Here is an 18,666-nt window from a genome sequence, read left to right as displayed (position 1 = left end):
CAAAAAAAAGCTGTTGTAAATTTACAACAGCTTTTTTTTGTTATTGTTACAGAATTTATTGTCTACTTTTCAATAAGTATTTACTGAAACTTTTTCCGTTTATATCGGTGTATTTAGAGTTTATATCATAGGAAACTTCCATATTTGTTATATCAAATTCTCCAGTAACTTTAGTGTATTTAAGGTTTAAATCTTCTTTAAATTTCACATTATTAAAAGAAACCCCATCATTAAATTCTGTATATTTAAAAGTTGCGGTTTCATTAAAAACAGAGTTTTCAAAACTTACAAATTCATTGAAATCAGAATATTTAAAGGTAGCTGGTTCATCAAAATAGGTGTTTTTGAATGAGATACCTCTGTCAAATTTAGCATACTTAAAAGTTGTATCACTATTAAATTTAGAGCCAGAGAAATCTGCATCTCTTTCAAAATCAGAGTATTTAAACATTGCCTTTTGCTCAAAATTACAATTCTTAAAAACAGTAATATTTTCAAAATTAGCGATGAATGTATAACCACTATCTTCATGAGGAATGTATGCTAGTACATCATCTTTGAAAGTACAGTTTTTAAAAACAATTTTATTACTAATTTGTTTTTCTATAGTATTTGAGCCTCCATTATTCCACCATTTACGTCTTTTAGGTAATTTAGGTAAAGCTTTATCCATAAAAGTAAAATCTAATTCACCTTTAATAATAGTGTTAGAGTATTCAATGGTCTTACCATTTTTTATATCTCTCATTATATCTGAAGCATTGACTGTTTTTTGACTAAAAATGAATGTAGTAGAAAATAAAACGGCTATGATTGTAAGTATATTTTTCATAAGTGTTGTTTTAATGTTTATATTTTAAAGACAGTGTCTTTTTTAAAACGTGACACATTATAAAAAAAAACAGCATTTAGTTGCCTAAATACTGTTATATAGATATGATTTTTTAAAAATCTTAGTTCACTGAGTCGCTTAAACCAGCACCTGCTTTAAACTTAACAACGTTTTTAGCAGCGATTTGAATTTCTTTACCAGTTTGAGGGTTTCTTCCTGTTCTAGCAGCTCTTTCAGATACAGACCAAGTTCCCCATCCAACTAAAGCAACTTTATTTCCTGATTTCAAAGATTTAGTTACGTTAGAAGTTAAAGAATCTAATGCAGCTTTAGCAGCAGCTTTTGAAATTCCTGCGTCAGCAGCCATAGCATCGATTAAATCTGATTTGTTCATAATTTAAATGGATTTTAAAAATTAATTAATGTTTTTTGCTTAATAAGCTCAACAAATATAGACGGAATGCGGTATTGTGCAACATTTGATGCAAAAAAAAAGGTGTTTTGTTAATAAAAAGGGTCTAATTGTTAATAACCCTACTTGTTTATTTGTTGAAAACTGTAATTACCTTATAAGTAAAGGGCTACAGGGCTATTGCTTCGTTAGAAAATTGATAACCATTTAGCAAACTTCTTGAGTCCATTAGTTTTTTTCCTGAAAGCTTAATTTCATTTATTATTAAAAAACCATCTTTAACTGCAATTTTTAATGTTGATTTTGTTGTGATTATTTTTCCATTATTATAATCATGCGACAAAAATTCTTTGGAAACGGAATAAATTTTAGCTGTAATTTCTTCTTCATTATTATTAATTGTTGTCCAGGCAGCAGGGTATGGGTTTAGTCCTCTTATGTGGTTATATATATCATTTAATGATTTAGACCAATCTATTTTACAGTTATGAGGGTATAGTTTGTATGCTGACTTTTCCTCTAATTCAGGTTGTTTAGTTGTTTTAACATCACCTTTTGCAATTAAGTCAACAGTTTCTTTAACTAAATTAGCACCTAAATGCATTAATTTATCATGCAATTCACCTACTGTTTCATCTTCTCTTATAGAAGTTTCATTTTGAAGTATAATTTCACCAGTATCAATTTTATCGTCAATAAAGAAAGTGGTAACTCCAGTTTTAGATTCACCATTCATTATAGCCCAATTAATTGGAGCAGCACCTCTATATTCTGGTAATAGTGATGCGTGTAAGTTAAATGTACCATACTTAGGCATTGCCCAAACAGATTTTGGTAACATTCTAAAAGCTACTACAATTTGTAAATTTGCATTTAAATCTTTTAGCTCAGCTTGAAATTCTTCACTTTTTAGGTTTTTAGGTTGTAGAACCGGTAAGTTTTGAGATAGCGCGTATTTTTTTACTGCAGATTGATTTAATTTTCTACCACGACCAGCTGGTTTGTCAACTGCAGTTATAACTCCTGCAATAGTATAATTGTTAGTAACTAAGTGTTCTAGTATAGTTACAGCAAAATCAGGAGTTCCCATAAAAACGATACGTAAATCTCTCATTATTTTATAAAATATTTATTGTAGTTTGTAATACCAATTATTTCATTGGCTAGTAATTTTCGCAAATGTATTAAAATGTCTCCTTCTTTTACTTTTACTAAGGTACAGATTTCTTTAGAGGATAATTCTTTGTGTTCTTTTATTATGTTAAGTATAAGAATTTCTATATTATTTTTAATTCCTTTTTTATCCCTTAAACAAACGTCACAAATACCACATTTTTTAGTAGTTTCTTCATCAAAGTAATTTAATAACTGAATGCTTCTGCAAACCGTGTTATTTTCAACAAAAAAAGTAATATCGTTAACCTTTTGTTTTTTTTGTTTGTAAAACGCTTTTATGTTTTTTGAAATACGATTAATAATATAATCATCTTCTCTTGGAAGTAAAAAAAATAATTCAGTGTTTTTAGTAGACTTTTTATATTCTAAATATCCCTTTTCTACTAAGTCATCTAAAAGCTGTACAACTTTTGTAGAGGTAATACTAGCTTTTTTTGCAATGTAAAACTCATTTATTTTAACAGGTTGTTCAAATACACCTCCATAAATTCTTAATAAAGCTTGAATAAACGTTTTAGTAGTTGAATTATGTTTTGAATAATTAATAATTTGTTTACTAGAAGCAATAAACTGAATGGTGGATTTTTGCTTAAAGCTTGAGTTGAGTGTTATAACTCCATTATTATTTAATAGTTGAAGAGCATTAGAAACTTTGTTGGGGATGAAGTTATATTTATTAGAAAAAGCTAAAAAATCAAAGTCAAATGAAGATTCGATATGCTCTCCTTTTGATATTTGAAAATGTTGATATAGTTTTTTATGAATAATTTTAATTTCGTTTATAGTTGGGTACTGCTTTTGTTGAAGTTCTTTTAACGAATTAACATCACTTTTATTAGTTAATATAACTGAAAAGGCTTTTTTACCATCTCGTCCACCTCTACCTGCTTCTTGAATATAGTTTTCTAATGATGAAGGTAGATTTAAATGAATAACTACACGTACATTAGATTTATCTATTCCCATGCCAAACGCATTTGTAGCTACCATTATGGGGGTTGATTCTGACATCCAATTATCAAAAGAGATTTGTTTTTCAAGAGTAGAAAGTCCTCCGTGATAAAAACTACTTTTAAACCCCTTAGCATTTAAATAAGCACTAATTTCTTTAGTTCTATTTCTAGAAGAAACATATACAATAGCCGGTGCTTTTATTTTAGTGAATATTTGAGTGATTTTATATAGCTTATCTTCTGTGTTAAAAATTTGATATGCTAAATTTTGTCTGTTAAAAGATTTTTTAAAAAGATTACAAGACTTTAATTCAAGGTAAGATTTAATATCATCTATTACTTTATTAGTAGCAGATGCTGTTAAAGCTATAATGTTAATATTAGGGTGTAGCTCTCTTAAAATAGAAATGTTAGTATATGAAGGACGGAAATCATGACCCCATTCAGAAATACAATGCGCCTCGTCAATAGCAATTAAATTAACTGTTAATTGTTTAATTTTTTCTTGAATAAACCTAGATTGTAAACGTTCGGGCGATAAATATAGAAACTTGTAATTTCCAAAACGAATATTATCAAACAATGTAATTATTTCATCTTGAGAACTACCAGAAGGGATTGTAGTAGCTTTAATACCTCTTTTTGTTAAGCTTTCAACTTGATCTTGTATAAGAGCAAGTAATGGAGAAATCACAATGCAAACACCTTCGTTTATTAGTGCCGGAATTTGAAAGCAAATAGATTTTCCTCCTCCTGTTGGTAATAAAGCAATTGTATCTTTATAATTTAAAACTGCGTTTATAATTTCTTCTTGTGGATGTCTAAAAGAAGTATACCCCCAATATTGATTAAGTATATGTAAAGCTTTGCTAGACATCGTTTTTCAACGAGTGTAAAATAAAATCACAACGTTCTTTTACTGAGCCAAAAGGAACATCAATTATAGTATATCCAACTTCTTCGTAAGTTTCTCTTAAGTAACGATCTATTTTTACAGCTTGTTCAAAAGTTTCATACCGTTCGTTGTCAGATTTGTAAATTTCTTCCCACGGAGCTAACATAAAAACTTTGTCGTAAGTGCACTGATTACTTTTTTTAATATAAGTATCAGGGTAATCAGTACCTAAATAATTCATATAAGCATGAACATCTGGAACTCCTCTATCAAAAAAAATAATTTCTTTTTCAGATTGAGTAGCATCTAAATATTGTTTCTCTCTTCCTTCAAGAAGCATCTGGCTAAAAAGTAAAGGTTGGTCAAGAAAAAGTTGGTCAATTCCTTCTTTTTGAGCGGTTAAGGTAACTTCTCTTGAAATTTCAGGCATACATTCGTAACCTCTTTTAATAAACTCTTTTAAGATAGATGACTTCCCTGTACCAGGTCCACCAATTAGAACTATTTTTTGTTGCATCGTGCAAAAATAAAAGTTTCAATTTATAAATTTAATAAATAGTGTAATTTTGTGCTTTATCAGTTTAAATATTTTTTCTGATAAAAAATATGATAAATGAAATAATTATGTCAGATAGAGAAGCGTTTTACAGTAAATTAAAATCACAATTAGAGGATACAAGTAGTTTTCCTACAAAATATTTATATAAATTTATCGTTCCTACAGACGGTAAACAAGTAGATGAAGTACAAAGTTTATTTAATAGTGGGGGAGCAGTAATAAGCACAAAAAATTCAAGAACAGGTAAATATGTTAGTGTTTCTATACATTTAACGGTTAAAAGTTCTGATGAAGTAATTTCGTATTATAAAAAAGCAGAATTAATAAAAGGTATTATTTCTTTATAAAAAGCAATTTATGAAAAAACAAGTTTTAAGTATAGCTATTTTATTTTGTTGTTTAACAATTGTTGCACAAAGTAAAAAAGAATTGTTTAGTGTTAATAAAAAACCTGTATCAGTTTCAGAGTTTAAAAGGGTTTATGAAAAAAACTTAGGACTTGTTGTTGATGAAGATTCTAAAAATATTGATAAATATCTTGATTTATATATAAATTATAAGTTAAAAGTAAATGAGGCGTATTCATTAGGTTTAGATACTGTAAGAGCTTATAAGAGAGAATTAGAAGGGTATAAAAAACAATTGATTGCTCCTTATTTACAAGATCAAGAGTCAATTAATAAAATGGTAAAAGAGGCTTACTCACGAATTAAAAATGAAGTAAAAGCAAGTCATATATTAGTTAGATTACCTAAAAAAGCAACAAGTGCAGATACATTAAAAGCGTATAATAAAATTATAGAAATTAGAAATAGAGTTGTGTCTGGAGAATCATTTGCTAAGGTAGCAAGAGAAATGTCAGAAGACCCTTCAGCGCAGTTTAATGGAGGTAATTTAGGGTACTTTTCAGCATTTAAAATGGTATATCCTTTTGAAGATAACGCTTATAAAACAGACTTGCAAGGAGTATCAAATCCGTTTAAAACAAGATTCGGTTATCATATTTTAAAAGTAACAGGAAAAAGAGAGTCAAAAGGTGAATTTGAAGTAGCTCATATTTTAGCTAGAGATAGATCTATAGTAGGAAAAGCAAAAATAGATTCATTGTATAAGAAGATTAAAAAAGGTGAATCTTTTGAAGAAATTGCTCAAAAATATTCAGAAGATGTTGGAACTGCACAATTAGGTGGTAAACTTCCAAAGTTTGGAACTGGTAAAATGGTTGAAGATTTTGAGGTAAATGTATTAGCTTTAAAAAAAATAAATGAAGTTAGTAAACCTTTTAAAACTAAGTTTGGGTGGCATATTGTAAAACTATTAAAAACTTACCCTATTAACTCTTTTGATAAGATGAAAGTAACTATTGAGAAAAAAGTTAAAAGTTCTGATAGGTTAAGAGTATCTCAGAAGGCAGTTCTAGACAAATTAAAAAAGGAATATGATATAAGTATTTATGATAAAAATTTTGAAATTTTTACAAATAAATCAATAAAAGAATTGTCTAAAATGCAATTAACACATGATAACTTACTTTCTATAAATAATAAAAAAATTAAACAAAAAGCTTTTTTTGATTATATTAGATATAGAAGAAAAGAGGATATTGGATTATTATTTGAGGGATTTAAAAATGAAGAGATTTTTAATTACTTTAAAGAAGATTTAGTAAACAAAGAACCAGAGTATAAATATACACTAACTGAATATAAAGAGGGGTTACTTTTATTTGAGTTAATGCAACAAAAAATATGGAAAAAATCAGCTAATGATTCTATTGGTTTGCAACGTTTTTTTAATAAAACAAAAGGAAACTATAAGCAAAAGAAACTAGAAGATATTAAAGGAGAGGTAATAAGTGATTATCAAAAAAAACTAGAAGATGATTGGATAAAAGCCCTAAGAAAGAATAATGTTATAAGAATTAGAAAAAGAGAACTTAAAAAATTAAAACAAATATATAATCAATAAAAAGTGAAAAATTATTTTCTACTACTATTACTAAGCACATTTTTTTTTATTTCTTGTGATTTGATCACTTTAAAAAAACAAAGAACAAAAGAAGGAAAATTAATAGCTTCAGTATATAACACCCATCTTTATAAAAAAGATATTAAAAATCTACTGCCAAAAAATTTATCAAAACAAGATAGTATTGTTGTTGTAAAGGGGTTAATAAACTCATGGGCTAAACAACAACTTTTTTTAAATAAGGCTGAAGAAAATATATCTGAAATAAGTAGTCTTGAAATTGAGAAATTAGTTAATGATTACAAAGCTGGTTTATACATAAATGGGTATAAAGAAAAACTAATAAAACAACAGTTAGATACAATAGTTTCTGAAAGTGAAGTGAGATCTTATTATGAAAAAAATAAAGATAATTTTAGATTGAATGATGAACTATTACAATTTGATTATTTGTTTTTTGGAAATGACCATTTAGATAAAGATAAAATTGTTAAAAATTTTAAATCTGAAAAAGAAGAAGATAAAGAAGATTTAGAAAAATATTTGTTAAGTTTTAAATCATATCGTTTGCAAGATACTTCTTGGGTAACTATTGATTATTTAAAACGAAAAATACCTCCATTTCGTAGTGAATTAAAAGAAAAACTGTTAAAAATATCAAAATTCATACAAAAAGAAGATAGTTTAGGAGTATATTTGGTCGCTGTAAAAAATATTTTGAAAAAAAATGAAACAGCTCCTTTGAGTCATGTAAATATTAGAATAAAACAAATTATTTTACATAAACGAAAATTAGAATTAATAAGAGAGATTGAAAAAACGCTGATAAATGATGCTATTCAAAACAAAAACTTTAAAGAATACTAGCCTTTTACTAACTTTATTTTTAACTGTACTAACCTTAAAAGCACAACAAAACAAGATTGATGGAGTAGCTGTTGTTGTTGGTAAAAATATTGTTTTAGATTCTGATATTGATAAATTTAAACAAGAAATAGAACTTAGAAGTGAAGGTAAAATTACTATTACTGATTGTGAAATGTTAGAAGAATTAATGCAACAAAAACTTTTGGCACATCATGCTGTTGTTGATAGTATAACAGTTTCTCAAAGTGAAATTGATAGTAAAGTTAAAAGAAGTATTGATTATTTTTTGAATCAATATGGTAGTAAAGAAAAGATGCTTAAAGTTTATAATTTTAATAGTGTCGATGAAATGAGAAGGGAATTAGTTAAAGTTCAGAGAGAAAATACACTCATAGAAAAAGAACAGCAAAAAATAACAGAAAAAATTGATGTAACTCCTGAAGAAGTACGTGTGTATTTTAATGGTTTGAAAGAAAAAAATGAATTACCTGAAATTCCTGCAGAAGTAGGTTTAGCTCAACTGGTTTTATATGCTGAAGCAACAAAAGAGGAAAGCGATAGAGTTGTTGAGAAATTAAACAAAATAAAAAAAGAAGTTGAAGAAGGTTCTAGTTTTAAATTAAAAGCTATTATTAATTCTGATGATCCTAGTGTAACTCGTAATCAGGGGAACATGGGAGTAATAACTAAAGAAACTCAATTTATTAAAGAGTTTAAGGAAGTAGCTTTTTCTTTAGATGAAGGTCAAATTTCTGAGCCTTTTAAAACTATTTTTGGATATCATATTATTCAGTTACATAAAATAAAAGGTAAAGGTAGAGAAGTATCTCATATTTTAATGCAACCAGAAATTTCTGATGAAAAATTAAAGGAAACAAAAGATGAGATTGAAAGAATTGTAGCTGAAGTAAAAGAAGGTAAAATTACTTTTGATGAGGCTGTAAAAAAATATTCTGAAGATGATGATACGAAAAATAGCGGAGGTTTATTAGTTAATCCATATACACAAGAGCCAACATTTGAATTAACAAGAATGCCACCAGATTTATTTGCTAGAATTAGTGAGTTAAAGCAAGGTCAATTATCTGATGTTTTTTACGATGAAACTAGAGGTGGAGAGAAAATGTATAAGGTTATTTTCGTAAAAAATAGAACTGATACTCATAAAGCTGATATTGTAGAAGATTATGTTAGAATGCAACAATTTGCTTTAGCTAAGAAAAAAGAAGAAACTGTTACCAAATGGTCAAAAGAAAAAATACAAGAAACCTATATTAAATTAGGGAACGAGTATAAAAAATGTACATTTAAAAAAGATTGGAAGAAAGAAAATAAATAATAAAATAACTCATAGATATCCGCTCAATAGTTTAAAGATGAAACCTTACTTTTGAGCGGATACTTATATAAAAATAATAGTAAAATGTCTGACGTAACTGCTGTAAATAATTTAGTTAAAAAATACACACAATTACAACAAGAAATTGGAAAGGTAATTATAGGACAGCAAGAGGCTGTTAACTTTACACTTTTATCTGTTTTTTGTGGAGGACATTCACTATTAATTGGTGTTCCTGGATTAGCTAAAACTTTATTAGTAAATACAATTTCAGATGTTTTAGGGCTTAACTTTAAAAGAATTCAGTTTACTCCAGATTTAATGCCTTCTGATATTTTAGGAAGCGAAATTTTAGATGAGAATCGTCAATTTAAGTTTATAAAAGGGCCAATTTTCTCAAATATAATCTTAGCAGATGAGATTAATAGAACACCTCCTAAAACTCAAGCAGCTTTATTAGAAGCAATGCAAGAACGTTCAGTAACAGTTGCTGGACAGCATTATAAATTAGATTTACCTTTTTTTGTGTTAGCAACTCAAAATCCAATAGAGCAAGAAGGTACATATCCATTACCTGAAGCACAGTTAGACAGGTTTATGTTTTCTATTAACTTAGAATACCCAACTTTTGAAGAAGAGGTAGAAGTTGTAAAAAGCACTACATCTATAATTAATCAAACTGTAAATTCTATTTTTTCTGCGAATGAAATAATTGAAGTTCAAAAGTTAATTCGTAAAATCCCTGTAGCAGATAATGTTATTGAGTATGCTGTTGGATTAGTAGGTAAAACAAGACCTAAATCTGAAAAAGCAACTGATTTTGTAAGAAAATATATTGATTGGGGAGCAGGGCCACGTGCATCACAAAATTTAATTTTAGCAGCTAAAGCTTACGCAGCTGTTTCTGGAAAATATTCACCAGATATTGAAGATGTACAGGCTGTTGCTGTTCCAATACTTTCTCATAGAATGGTAAAAAACTATAAAGCAGAGGCAGAAAGTATTACCATTAAAGATATTATTACTTCATTGTTTTAGGTATTTTAAAACTACTTACCGGTTTTATAGATTTAGTGTTAGTGGTGTTTCATTATTATGAATTACTTGTTATAAAAAAGTATTAATTTTTTAAATTAATACTATCTTGTAAACTCATTTGAAATTAATATCATAACGTTTAATCAGTTTGTACTATGTCAATTAATTATCCTTTTGGATTGCCACTTAAACATAATTTTGCAGAATTTGTTTATTACCAAGGTCTATTTTTACCTCATGAAATTGAAAAGATAATTAGTTTTTGGAGTGATGAATCAACTATCAAAGCTACTATAAGTGGAGATGAAAAATATAACGATGACTTGCGAAAAAGTTCGGTTATGTTTATTGATAATATTCCTGAAAATGATTGGATATATAGCAAATTAGCTTCTTTAGCTATCAATACTAATAATGAAAGATATTGGTTTGATTTATTAGGGTTTCATCAAGAGTTACAACTTACTAGGTATTCTGAAGGAGATTTTTTTGATTGGCATTTAGATTTTGGAGCTGGTGAAATTTCTGCAAGAAAGTTAAGTATGACCATTCAATTATCTGATCCGAATGATTATGAAGGAGGTGATTTAGAATTTATGGTTAATAAAGAAATAGTTACTGCTCCAAGAGAAAAAGGAACTATTGTAATATTTCCATCATTTATTATGCATAGAGTTACACCAATAACAAAAGGAACACGACAATCTATTGTTGGCTGGGTATCTGGACCACCATTTAGATAACACAAAAGAAAAAAAATAAGTAAACACTATGGCTACAGAAGTTAGACAAATAAATTCCTCTGATGTTTTACCTATTCGGCATAAAGTTATGTGGCCTAATATGCCAATATCCTATGTTAAATTAGAAGGAGATATGAATGCAAGGCATTTTGGTTTATTTGTAAATGGTAAAATAACCTCAATAATATCACTGTTTACTAAGAATAATGAAGTTCAATTTAGAAAATTTGCAACATTAATTGAATATCAAGGGTTAGGACATGGTACAGTTTTATTAAAAAACATTATAAATGTTATTAAAAAAGAAGGAGCTAAAAGAATATGGTGTAATGCTCGAGTTGAAAAAGAAAAATTTTATAAAAAATTTGATTTAAAAGCTACAACGAATAAATTTAACAAAGGAGGAATAGAGTATGTGATTATGGAAAATATTATAGATTAAGAGCTATGTACTAATTAAAGAAAACATACTATTTAAATGAATTATAAAGGAATTCTATTTTTTAAAAATTTGCATCTTGTTATTTCTTTATTGATTGTAGTACCAACTGCGATTATTTATGGAACACCGTCAATATTATCTACCAATTTAAACATAGAAGTAAGTACGATAGATCTTTCTAATTTACTTAAAGCAATTATGTGTTTATATATCGGGATTTCTTGTATTTGGTTAGTAGGTATTATTAAAGAAAATTACTGGAAAAGTGCTACAGAACTAAATATTTTATTTATGTTGACTTTAGCTACTGGGCGAATATTAAGTATTATTATAGATGGCACTCCAACTAGTGGATATGTTTTTGGAGTTATAGCTGAGCTTGTTATTGGGTTGTTTTCAGTTTACCAATTAAGAAAATATAGTTAACTAAATATTGGAGGATTTTCATTAGTTTATTTTAAATTATAGGAAACTCATCAATAAAATTTGAAATAAAATCTTGAATATATTTTTTTGAAGTATCCGCCTTTCTAATTACTAAATAATGATTCCTTTTTAATCCTTTTTTTTCTATTTTTTTAAAAACAATATCATTGGAGATGTTAAACGATTTTAAAGTCCATTTAGGAAGGCACATTATTCCAAAATTTGCTTCAACCATTTTTAAAGCGACTTCTGTAAGTGGTATGGCAGAAATTTTAGCAGGAATAATTTTGTTTGGCTTTAATAATTTCTCATAAATTGAAACAGTTTCTAAAGGATAAGAATGTATTATTAAATGTACATTTGAAAAATCACTTACAGTAAGATAGTCTAACTTACTTAGTTCATTTTCTTTGTGCATTATAGCAAAAATTTTATCTTCATAAATATCAATGCTAGTTAGTAAATTATTTTTAGGTTTAGAAGTAACTATGGCTATGTCAATTTCATTGGATAGTAATTTTGTAATTGGTTGATGTGTAGCCTCAAGAATTAAATCTAGATTAATATCAGGGTATAAGATTCCCATTTTTTGAATAAAACGAGGTAAAGTCTGATAAAATGAATAACACTCAGTACTTACTTTAATTGTACCTGTAGAACCAGCTCTTATGTTTTCAATATTTTTGAAACTAGAATCGATACTTTTTAAAATTGAATTCCCTAAGTTGTAAAGTTCAATACCTTCCTCAGTTAACGACCATTTGTTTCTAGTACGATGAAATACCTTAAACCCTAGTTGTTCTTCTAAATCTTTTAGTTGATGACTTAAGGCAGATTGCGTTAAAAATAACTTTTCACTTGAATTAGCAATACTTCCTTCTTCAGCTATAGTTTTAATCAACCTAAAATACTTTATTTCCATAAAATCAAAGTTACAATAATATGAATATACTTTAGTTGAAAAAAAATCAATCATAGATGCATAATGCTCATTTTAATTTTTTAATAGACAACAAATGTGATTATATATTTGTCCATATAAATCAAGAAAATGATAACCTGTTACTTAAAATATACAATTGATCCATTTAAAGTAAAAGAGTTTGAAAAGTATGCAAAAATGTGGATTCCTTTAGTAGAAAAGTTTGAAGGGATACACCACGGATATTTTTTACCTCATGAAAGTGCAAATAATATTGCAGTAGCTTTATTTAGTTTTAAATCACTTTCAATGTATGAAAAATATAGAATAGATAGTGAAACAGATACAGCTTGTAAAAAGGCATATGAATTTGCATATAAAACTAAATGTATTATTAGTTATGAACGAAATTTTTTAAAACCAATATTAGATGAAACAAGCACAAAAACAAATTGAATTTTACGAAAACAAATTAAATTATGAAATGGATCCTTCAGATTTATATGAAGCTTTTGAAAAAGGTACTGATTATATTGCTTTAGATGCAAGGAGAAAGTTTGGGTTTGATAAAGAACATATTCCAACAGCTATAAACATTCCATATATAGAAATTACAGAAGAAAGCACTAAAAGCTTAGATAAAACTAAAACTTATGTTTGTTATTGTGATGGTATTGGCTGTAATGCATCAACAAAAGGGGCATTAAAAATGACTAAATTAGGTTTTAAAGTGAAGGAACTCATAGGAGGAATTGAATGGTGGAAATTTGATGGATATGCAACAAATGGCACTAAACCTACAAAGGGCTCGGAATTTGAATGTGCTTGTTAAAAATCTGAAAAATGAATATACGGTTTATTCAAAAAAAAGATGTAAAAGAGTTATTAGAACTATGTAAGTTGCATGCTATTTATGAAAAATCAGATTTTAATAGTAAAGGTAAAGAAAAGTTGTTCTTAGAATGTTTTTTTAAAAAACCTTTAACTGTTAACTGTCTGGTGGTAGAAGATAAAGATGAAATAGTTGGATACTCTACATTTATGAAACAATTCTCTACTTGGGATGCAGAATTTTATATGTATTTAGATTGTTTGTTTTTAATGGAAAAAATAAGAGGGAAAGGCGTAGGAGTTAAAATGATGAACAAGATAAAGATGCATGCAAAATCTGAAAATTGTACAAGTATACAATGGCAAACTCCTAGTTTTAATAAAGAAGCAATTCAGTTTTACCAAAAAGTAGGTGCTAAATATAAAACTAAAGAAAGGTTTTTATGGAGTGGCATTTAATGAATATAACTTTATGTTAGTAGAATAAAAAAAGTGACTGTTTTACAAGACAGTCACTTCTTATTATTAGTTTATACTTACTAATTATTTTACTTCAAAATTATTAGAAGTACTTACTTTAGCACTTCTTGAATTTATAGCAGCCTTAGTGTCTCCATTAGAAACGATAGCAACAAAACTCATTTTACTAGAATCTTTGATTGTACTTGGTACACTTCCTTTAAATTCTTTCGTGTAAACATTATCTTTTACTGTTTCTTTAGAGTCAATTTCATCTCCTAGAACGCTTGTAAAAGAATGTCTTAAAATATAGTTGTGTTTAAAGTCAGCAATATCTGAAGCTCCACCATAATAACTTGTATAGTTTTTCTGACTTAATACAATACCGTCTTCAAGAGCAAAAACAGTTAGTTTTAGTTTTCCTGCATAAGTGTTTCCAAACTTAACACTAACTTTAAGGTTCATGTCTGTACCATTTAAAGTAGATTCCATTTTAATACCTAAAACAGCATTGTCTTTTATTAAATTTAAAATTTCTGCAGTGTTTTGTGGTTCAGGACTTGACCATAATTTAGCTCTATCAACATAAGCAGTAGGGTATCCTTTAACATCAAAAGCTTTAGCTAATTCTTTTGAATATTTATTCTCCATGTTATCACCAATATGTGCGGCAATAGGAATCATGTTGCTTGTTTTATCGCTTACTAGTTTCAATGCATGTGAAACTCTTGGACACCAACCACACCAAGCACCTGTATAGTCTTCAACTACAACATTCTTTTGAAAAGTAGCTCCTTTAGCCTCACAAGTTAAGTTAAGTTTGTTTTTACTTGTTACATTTTTGTAAATAGCTTTTACTTCATATGCTTTAGCAGTTGTTGGTTTAAATGAGTCACCACTAATTTTATCACCATTTACATAAATAGTAGCACTTGTTGTAACATTTATACCTCCGTTAGCAATAACAGTAAATTTTACAACCTCACCAGTAAAAATAATATCACCGTCTTTGTCTTTTTTTATTTCAACACTTTTTACAGTTTCTTCATTACCAGGATCGGCATCAGAAGAAGCAGAACATGCCATAAAAAGAGTAAAAGTTAAAGCGCAAACAATAGAGCTTAAAAATAATTTTGTTGTTTTCATAATTTATATAGTTCTTAATTTGTTGACTATAAAACAACAAAAAACTAATTTACCCTACATTTTTTTTACGTTTTTTTTGATAACTCTATTTTTTTTTAGTTAAAAATTTAAACTTAACCGAAATAATTAACATACTTTCACACTTTTTTAGCCTAAATATTAAAATATTTGTAGGGAAAACATCTTTCTTTTTGTTACATAATAGATGTAAACATAATGTTAAATGAAAAACTTAAAAATGAAAAAAATTATTTTATTCTGCTTGTTATTAACTACTATAATGAGCTATTCACAAAAAACTGTACCAAACAAGAGACTTCATAATTTAAAAGGGATTTCTGTTAATATTTCTGATGAAATTTCGAAAGACAAAATAACCATTCTTAGTTTTTGGGCTACCTGGTGTGTACCTTGTTTAAATGAGTTAGATGCAATTAATGATGTATATGACGAATGGCAAGAGGAAACAAATGTAGAATTAATAGCTATTTCAACCGATGATTCTAGATCTCAAAAAAGAGTAAAAGCTCTAGCGAATGGAAAAGCTTGGGATTATAAAATTCTTTTAGATAAAAATCAAGAATTACAAAGAGCTTTAAATATCAATACTGTGCCTGAGTTGTTAGTTGTAAAGAATAATAAAATTATATACAGGCATTCGGGGTATTCACCTGGGTTTGAAGATGAACTTTATGAAATAATTAAAAAGAATGTAGATTAAGATCATGAAAAACAACCTACTAACACTTTGCTTTGTTTTTTTAAGCTTTTTATTAAATGCTCAAGAAAACGATTACTTATCAATAGGGTTTGAATCTAACTCACAATATTATATGGATGATTCAAAAACTGGGGATTTTGTTGCTCCAAATAGATTTAGATCTAATAATTATTTAACTGTTGAATATGGATATAAAAATTTTTATGCAGGATTACAGGTAGAAAGTTATTCACCAATGGCTTTGTTAAATTATTATCCAGGTTTTGAAAAAACTAATTTAGGTCTTTATTATGCTGGTTACAAATCAGAAAAAATAAATCTTACAGTTGGTCATTTTTATGAACAATTTGGAAGTGGATTGATTTTTAGAACATGGGAGAATAGACAATTAGGGATTAACAATGCTTTAAGGGGAGCTCGTGTAAAATATTTCCCAACAGATTATATCGATGTAACAGCTGTTTTTGGACAACAGAGAGCCGGTTTTAAATATTCAGATGGAACAATTTTTGGTTTTGACTCTAATATAGATTTATCACAATTATTGAGTTTTGAAAATTCTAATTTGGTTTTCGGAGTTAGTTATCTTGGAAGAAACCAAAAGAATGAAATCTTGACACCTAAATTTAATTCATTAACAAATAGCTTTTCTGGGAGAGTAGATTTTTCTTCAGGTAATTTCTATTCTAACGCTGAATATGTAACGAAAGGAGAAGATGCTATTTATGTTTTTGGAAATGTAAGAAATGCTAAAAAAGGAAACTCTTTTTTATTAAACTTAGGATATGCTAAAAAAGGTTTAGGTATCGATGTTACTTTAAGAAGAATGGAAAATGCTAATTTCTATTCAGAAAGAGATGCAGTAAAGGAAAATTTTAATCAAAATATTATAAATTACATTCCTGGGCTTACTAAACAACATGATTATCTGTTAACGAATATATATGTATATCAAGCGCAACCTCAAATTTCCTTTATAGATCCTACTTTAGTTAAGTTAGGAGAAATAGGAGGTCAAATGGATTTGTATTATAAAATAAAGAAGAAAACTCTTTTAGGAGGTAAGTACGGAACCAAAATTGCTGTAAATGCTTCTTATTGGGCAGGATTAAAAGGAGATGTAGATTTTAATAATTTTGATTATGATACTTCTCTTTTGGGTTTTGGTGAAAAATATTTTTCTGAGGTTAGTTTAGAAGTTCGTAAAAAGTGGTCAAAAAAATGGAGTAGTATTTTTTATTATGTAAATCAATATTATAATAAGCGTTTTATAGAAGAGCAGGCTGGTGAAGTGAGAGCTGATATTTTAGTTGGTGAATCAACATTTAAAATAGGAAATGGAAAGTCTATTCGTTTTGAAGCTCAACATTTATGGACTAAAGATGATAGAAAGAATTGGACTGGAGGTACTGTAGAGTTTAATACTTCATCAAATTTAGCTTTTTATGTTAGTGATATATATAATTATGGAAGTACAGATGTGTCTAAAAAAATCCATTATTACAATTTAGGAGGAAGTTATACATACAAATCACATAGGTTTGCTTTGAATTATGGAAGACAGCGTGGAGGTTTAGTTTGCGTAGGAGGTGTTTGTAGAAATGTTCCTGAAAGTACGGGAGTTACTGTAAACATAAGTATGAGTTTCTAATCATATAAATGTGATTTAAATTAAAAAGGCTACCCATAGAGGGTAGCCTTTTTTATATAAGTGTTATTACTCTCCAAACGGATTATCTATAGAAAGCATTGGTTTTGTAAACCATTTAGGACCACTTTCTGTCATGTAAATATGATCTTCATGTCGAATTCCAAACTCTCTAGGAACACAAATCATAGGTTCATTACTAAAGCACATTCCTGGTTCTAAAATAGTTGAATCGTTACTAACAATATATGGCCATTCATGAATATCTAGACCAATTCCATGTCCCGTTCTATGTGGAAGTCCAGGTAACTTGTAATTTGGACCTAATTTATTATTTTCTAACACAGCTCTGGAAGCTTTGTCAATAGAAGCGCAAGAATTACCAATTTGAGCGGCATTAAAAGCTGCTAGTTGAGTTTCTTTTTCAATATTCCATATTTCACGTTGTTTGTTAGTAGGAGTTCCAAAAACATATGTTCTAGTAATGTCTGAAATGTAATCATGTAATTGGCATCCAGTATCCACTAAAACAATTTCATTTTCTTCTAAATCTTTCGGGGCTTTTACACCATGAGGAAAAGAAGAATCTACTCCAAAAAGAACTATACAAAAATAAGAACCAGAAGGTATGCCGTAGCGCTTATGTGCCTCGTGGATAAACTCTGTAACTTCTTTTGTACTGATTCCTATATGTAAAATTCGTGCAGTTGCTTTTTGAACTTCTAAAGTTATATCCATTGCACGTTGAATAATAGCTATTTCGGCTTTAGATTTTACCATTCTACAAGAAGCAGTAATAGTTTTAGCATCTTCAAAATTGTAACTTGTTGTAAGTTTAGAAATACCATTAGAAACAAAAAAAGGAGTAGCTTCGTCTATAAAAACTGTTCCACCGTTAATATTTCTTTTTTCCAATAAAGCTATAAATAGCTCATATGGGCTTTCATGTTCCTCCCAGCATTGTACTTTTCCTTGAATAAGCATAAAGTCTAGAATAGTACCCTCTTCAAATTTAGGAGCTATATATTCTATATCTCCATTTGAAAATAAAATAGCACCTACCATACGTTCACTAGAGTTCCATTTAGTACCAGTGAAATAAAATAAGTTAGTACCAGCATGTAAATACATGGCTTGGGCATTCATCTTCTTTAATAAGCTTGAAGCTTTTTGTATACGTTGTTGAAATTCTTCCTTTTGTATTGGTTGAATATCATTAATATTGGGTTTTATTTTTGCTAATTCTTCAGCTATTGTTGAACCTCCAATTCCAATCATTTGGTTTGTTG

21 protein-coding genes are annotated in these 18,666 nt (G+C 28.1%); 13 read left to right on the top strand and 8 right to left on the bottom strand.

Annotated elements, in window-relative coordinates:
* Positions 1 to 55: 55 nt before the first annotated feature.
* The 5 genes from DS884_RS15655 to DS884_RS15635 form a co-directional block, all read right to left on the bottom strand.
* Positions 56 to 832, bottom strand: a complete 777-nt coding sequence (locus DS884_RS15655) for a pentapeptide repeat-containing protein (RefSeq protein WP_113787420.1) — start codon at positions 830 to 832, stop codon at positions 56 to 58.
* Between the two features lie 121 nt (positions 833 to 953).
* On the bottom strand, positions 954 to 1,226 hold the full coding sequence (locus DS884_RS15650; protein WP_093871695.1) for an HU family DNA-binding protein: 273 nt from the start codon (positions 1,224 to 1,226) through the stop codon (positions 954 to 956).
* A 187-nt stretch (positions 1,227 to 1,413) separates the two neighbouring features.
* Positions 1,414 to 2,358: a methionyl-tRNA formyltransferase gene (gene fmt / locus DS884_RS15645; RefSeq protein ID WP_199488221.1), complete on the bottom strand. Its 945-nt coding sequence runs from the start codon at positions 2,356 to 2,358 to the stop codon at positions 1,414 to 1,416.
* Entirely contained in the window at positions 2,358 to 4,250 is a 1,893-nt protein-coding gene (locus DS884_RS15640; RefSeq protein ID WP_113787419.1) for an ATP-dependent DNA helicase RecQ, read from the bottom strand. Before DS884_RS15640 ends, fmt begins: the two co-directional genes overlap by 1 nt.
* A complete protein-coding gene (locus DS884_RS15635) occupies positions 4,243 to 4,785 on the bottom strand; it encodes an AAA family ATPase (protein ID WP_093871693.1) in 543 nt (180 codons plus the stop codon). Before DS884_RS15635 ends, DS884_RS15640 begins: the two co-directional genes overlap by 8 nt.
* An 89-nt stretch (positions 4,786 to 4,874) precedes the next feature.
* Here DS884_RS15635 and DS884_RS15630 point away from each other — a divergent pair, with 89 nt between their 5' ends.
* The 8 genes from DS884_RS15630 to DS884_RS15595 all read left to right on the top strand — a co-directional run bounded on the left by DS884_RS15630 (position 4,875) and on the right by DS884_RS15595 (position 11,650).
* Positions 4,875 to 5,174 carry a DUF493 family protein gene (locus tag DS884_RS15630; protein ID WP_233487171.1) on the top strand — a complete coding sequence of 100 codons (300 nt, stop codon included), beginning with the start codon at positions 4,875 to 4,877 and terminating at the stop codon, positions 5,172 to 5,174.
* Positions 5,175 to 5,184: 10 nt separating this feature from the next.
* Entirely contained in the window at positions 5,185 to 6,795 is a 1,611-nt protein-coding gene (locus DS884_RS15625) for a peptidylprolyl isomerase (RefSeq protein ID WP_113787418.1), read from the top strand.
* 60 nt (positions 6,796 to 6,855) lie between these two features.
* A complete protein-coding gene (locus DS884_RS15620) occupies positions 6,856 to 7,662 on the top strand; it encodes a hypothetical protein (protein WP_233487170.1) in 807 nt (268 codons plus the stop codon).
* Positions 7,625 to 9,001: a peptidylprolyl isomerase gene (locus DS884_RS15615; RefSeq protein WP_233487169.1), complete on the top strand. Its 1,377-nt coding sequence runs from the start codon at positions 7,625 to 7,627 to the stop codon at positions 8,999 to 9,001. Before DS884_RS15620 ends, DS884_RS15615 begins: the two co-directional genes overlap by 38 nt.
* A gap of 84 nt (positions 9,002 to 9,085) precedes the next feature.
* Positions 9,086 to 10,039: an AAA family ATPase gene (locus tag DS884_RS15610; RefSeq protein ID WP_113787416.1), complete on the top strand. Its 954-nt coding sequence runs from the start codon at positions 9,086 to 9,088 to the stop codon at positions 10,037 to 10,039.
* Between the two features lie 155 nt (positions 10,040 to 10,194).
* Complete coding sequence (locus DS884_RS15605; protein WP_093871689.1) at positions 10,195 to 10,782, top strand: 2OG-Fe(II) oxygenase; 588 nt, start codon at positions 10,195 to 10,197, stop codon at positions 10,780 to 10,782.
* Positions 10,783 to 10,810: 28 nt separating this feature from the next.
* Positions 10,811 to 11,224: a GNAT family N-acetyltransferase gene (locus tag DS884_RS15600; RefSeq protein WP_176974429.1), complete on the top strand. Its 414-nt coding sequence runs from the start codon at positions 10,811 to 10,813 to the stop codon at positions 11,222 to 11,224.
* 36 nt (positions 11,225 to 11,260) lie between these two features.
* Complete coding sequence (locus DS884_RS15595) at positions 11,261 to 11,650, top strand: DUF4345 domain-containing protein (protein ID WP_093871688.1); 390 nt, start codon at positions 11,261 to 11,263, stop codon at positions 11,648 to 11,650.
* Positions 11,651 to 11,681: 31 nt separating this feature from the next.
* Here DS884_RS15595 and DS884_RS15590 read toward each other — a convergent pair whose 3' ends face one another.
* Positions 11,682 to 12,626, bottom strand: coding sequence for a LysR family transcriptional regulator (locus DS884_RS15590; protein WP_233487168.1), 945 nt, complete (start codon positions 12,624 to 12,626; stop codon positions 11,682 to 11,684).
* A gap of 75 nt (positions 12,627 to 12,701) precedes the next feature.
* On the opposite strand from DS884_RS15590, the gene DS884_RS15585 reads away from it, so the two are divergent.
* Genes DS884_RS15585 through DS884_RS15575 form a run of 3 tightly spaced genes read left to right on the top strand, consistent with a single transcriptional unit; the run spans position 12,702 to position 13,862 of the window.
* Positions 12,702 to 13,028 (top strand): NIPSNAP family protein, encoded by a 327-nt coding sequence (locus DS884_RS15585; protein WP_113787415.1) that lies wholly within the window; start codon positions 12,702 to 12,704, stop codon positions 13,026 to 13,028.
* Entirely contained in the window at positions 13,003 to 13,404 is a 402-nt protein-coding gene (locus tag DS884_RS15580; protein WP_113787414.1) for a rhodanese-like domain-containing protein, read from the top strand. Before DS884_RS15585 ends, DS884_RS15580 begins: the two co-directional genes overlap by 26 nt.
* A gap of 11 nt (positions 13,405 to 13,415) precedes the next feature.
* Entirely contained in the window at positions 13,416 to 13,862 is a 447-nt protein-coding gene (locus DS884_RS15575) for a GNAT family N-acetyltransferase (protein WP_113787413.1), read from the top strand.
* 84 nt (positions 13,863 to 13,946) lie between these two features.
* Here the strand turns inward: DS884_RS15575 and DS884_RS15570 are convergent, their stop codons facing one another.
* On the bottom strand, positions 13,947 to 15,008 hold the full coding sequence (locus DS884_RS15570) for an Omp28-related outer membrane protein (protein ID WP_093871685.1): 1,062 nt from the start codon (positions 15,006 to 15,008) through the stop codon (positions 13,947 to 13,949).
* A 238-nt stretch (positions 15,009 to 15,246) separates the two neighbouring features.
* On the opposite strand from DS884_RS15570, the gene DS884_RS15565 reads away from it, so the two are divergent.
* Both DS884_RS15565 and DS884_RS15560 read left to right on the top strand, forming a co-directional pair.
* Entirely contained in the window at positions 15,247 to 15,729 is a 483-nt protein-coding gene (locus DS884_RS15565) for a TlpA family protein disulfide reductase (protein ID WP_093872073.1), read from the top strand.
* Between the two features lie 4 nt (positions 15,730 to 15,733).
* Entirely contained in the window at positions 15,734 to 17,380 is a 1,647-nt protein-coding gene (locus DS884_RS15560) for a DUF6029 family protein (RefSeq protein WP_113787412.1), read from the top strand.
* Between the two features lie 66 nt (positions 17,381 to 17,446).
* Here DS884_RS15560 and DS884_RS15555 read toward each other — a convergent pair whose 3' ends face one another.
* Positions 17,447 to 18,655, bottom strand: coding sequence for a M24 family metallopeptidase (locus tag DS884_RS15555; protein ID WP_113787411.1), 1,209 nt, complete (start codon positions 18,653 to 18,655; stop codon positions 17,447 to 17,449).
* Positions 18,656 to 18,666 lie beyond the last annotated feature (11 nt).

The sequence above is a fragment of the Tenacibaculum sp. E3R01 genome, from assembly GCF_003318185.1.
Classification (GTDB): domain Bacteria; phylum Bacteroidota; class Bacteroidia; order Flavobacteriales; family Flavobacteriaceae; genus Polaribacter; species Polaribacter halocynthiae.
This window is presented reverse-complemented; position numbering and strand designations above follow the sequence as displayed.

Coding starts and splice junctions, on each gene's coding strand:
- DS884_RS15600 (WP_176974429.1), top strand. CDS start 10,811: ATGGCTACAGAAGTTAGACAAATAAATTCCTCTGATGTTTTACCTATT.
- DS884_RS15565 (WP_093872073.1), top strand. CDS start 15,247: ATGAAAAAAATTATTTTATTCTGCTTGTTATTAACTACTATAATGAGC.
- DS884_RS15575 (WP_113787413.1), top strand. CDS start 13,416: ATGAATATACGGTTTATTCAAAAAAAAGATGTAAAAGAGTTATTAGAA.
- DS884_RS15655 (WP_113787420.1), bottom strand. CDS start 832: ATGAAAAATATACTTACAATCATAGCCGTTTTATTTTCTACTACATTC.
- DS884_RS15635 (WP_093871693.1), bottom strand. CDS start 4,785: ATGCAACAAAAAATAGTTCTAATTGGTGGACCTGGTACAGGGAAGTCA.
- DS884_RS15625 (WP_113787418.1), top strand. CDS start 5,185: ATGAAAAAACAAGTTTTAAGTATAGCTATTTTATTTTGTTGTTTAACA.
- DS884_RS15615 (WP_233487169.1), top strand. CDS start 7,625: ATGATGCTATTCAAAACAAAAACTTTAAAGAATACTAGCCTTTTACTA.
- DS884_RS15595 (WP_093871688.1), top strand. CDS start 11,261: ATGAATTATAAAGGAATTCTATTTTTTAAAAATTTGCATCTTGTTATT.
- DS884_RS15640 (WP_113787419.1), bottom strand. CDS start 4,250: ATGTCTAGCAAAGCTTTACATATACTTAATCAATATTGGGGGTATACT.
- DS884_RS15580 (WP_113787414.1), top strand. CDS start 13,003: ATGAAACAAGCACAAAAACAAATTGAATTTTACGAAAACAAATTAAAT.
- DS884_RS15570 (WP_093871685.1), bottom strand. CDS start 15,008: ATGAAAACAACAAAATTATTTTTAAGCTCTATTGTTTGCGCTTTAACT.
- fmt (WP_199488221.1), bottom strand. CDS start 2,358: ATGAGAGATTTACGTATCGTTTTTATGGGAACTCCTGATTTTGCTGTA.
- DS884_RS15590 (WP_233487168.1), bottom strand. CDS start 12,626: ATGATTGATTTTTTTTCAACTAAAGTATATTCATATTATTGTAACTTT.
- DS884_RS15560 (WP_113787412.1), top strand. CDS start 15,734: ATGAAAAACAACCTACTAACACTTTGCTTTGTTTTTTTAAGCTTTTTA.
- DS884_RS15605 (WP_093871689.1), top strand. CDS start 10,195: ATGTCAATTAATTATCCTTTTGGATTGCCACTTAAACATAATTTTGCA.
- DS884_RS15630 (WP_233487171.1), top strand. CDS start 4,875: ATGATAAATGAAATAATTATGTCAGATAGAGAAGCGTTTTACAGTAAA.
- DS884_RS15555 (WP_113787411.1), bottom strand. CDS start 18,655: ATGATTGGAATTGGAGGTTCAACAATAGCTGAAGAATTAGCAAAAATA.
- DS884_RS15650 (WP_093871695.1), bottom strand. CDS start 1,226: ATGAACAAATCAGATTTAATCGATGCTATGGCTGCTGACGCAGGAATT.
- DS884_RS15610 (WP_113787416.1), top strand. CDS start 9,086: ATGTCTGACGTAACTGCTGTAAATAATTTAGTTAAAAAATACACACAA.
- DS884_RS15585 (WP_113787415.1), top strand. CDS start 12,702: ATGATAACCTGTTACTTAAAATATACAATTGATCCATTTAAAGTAAAA.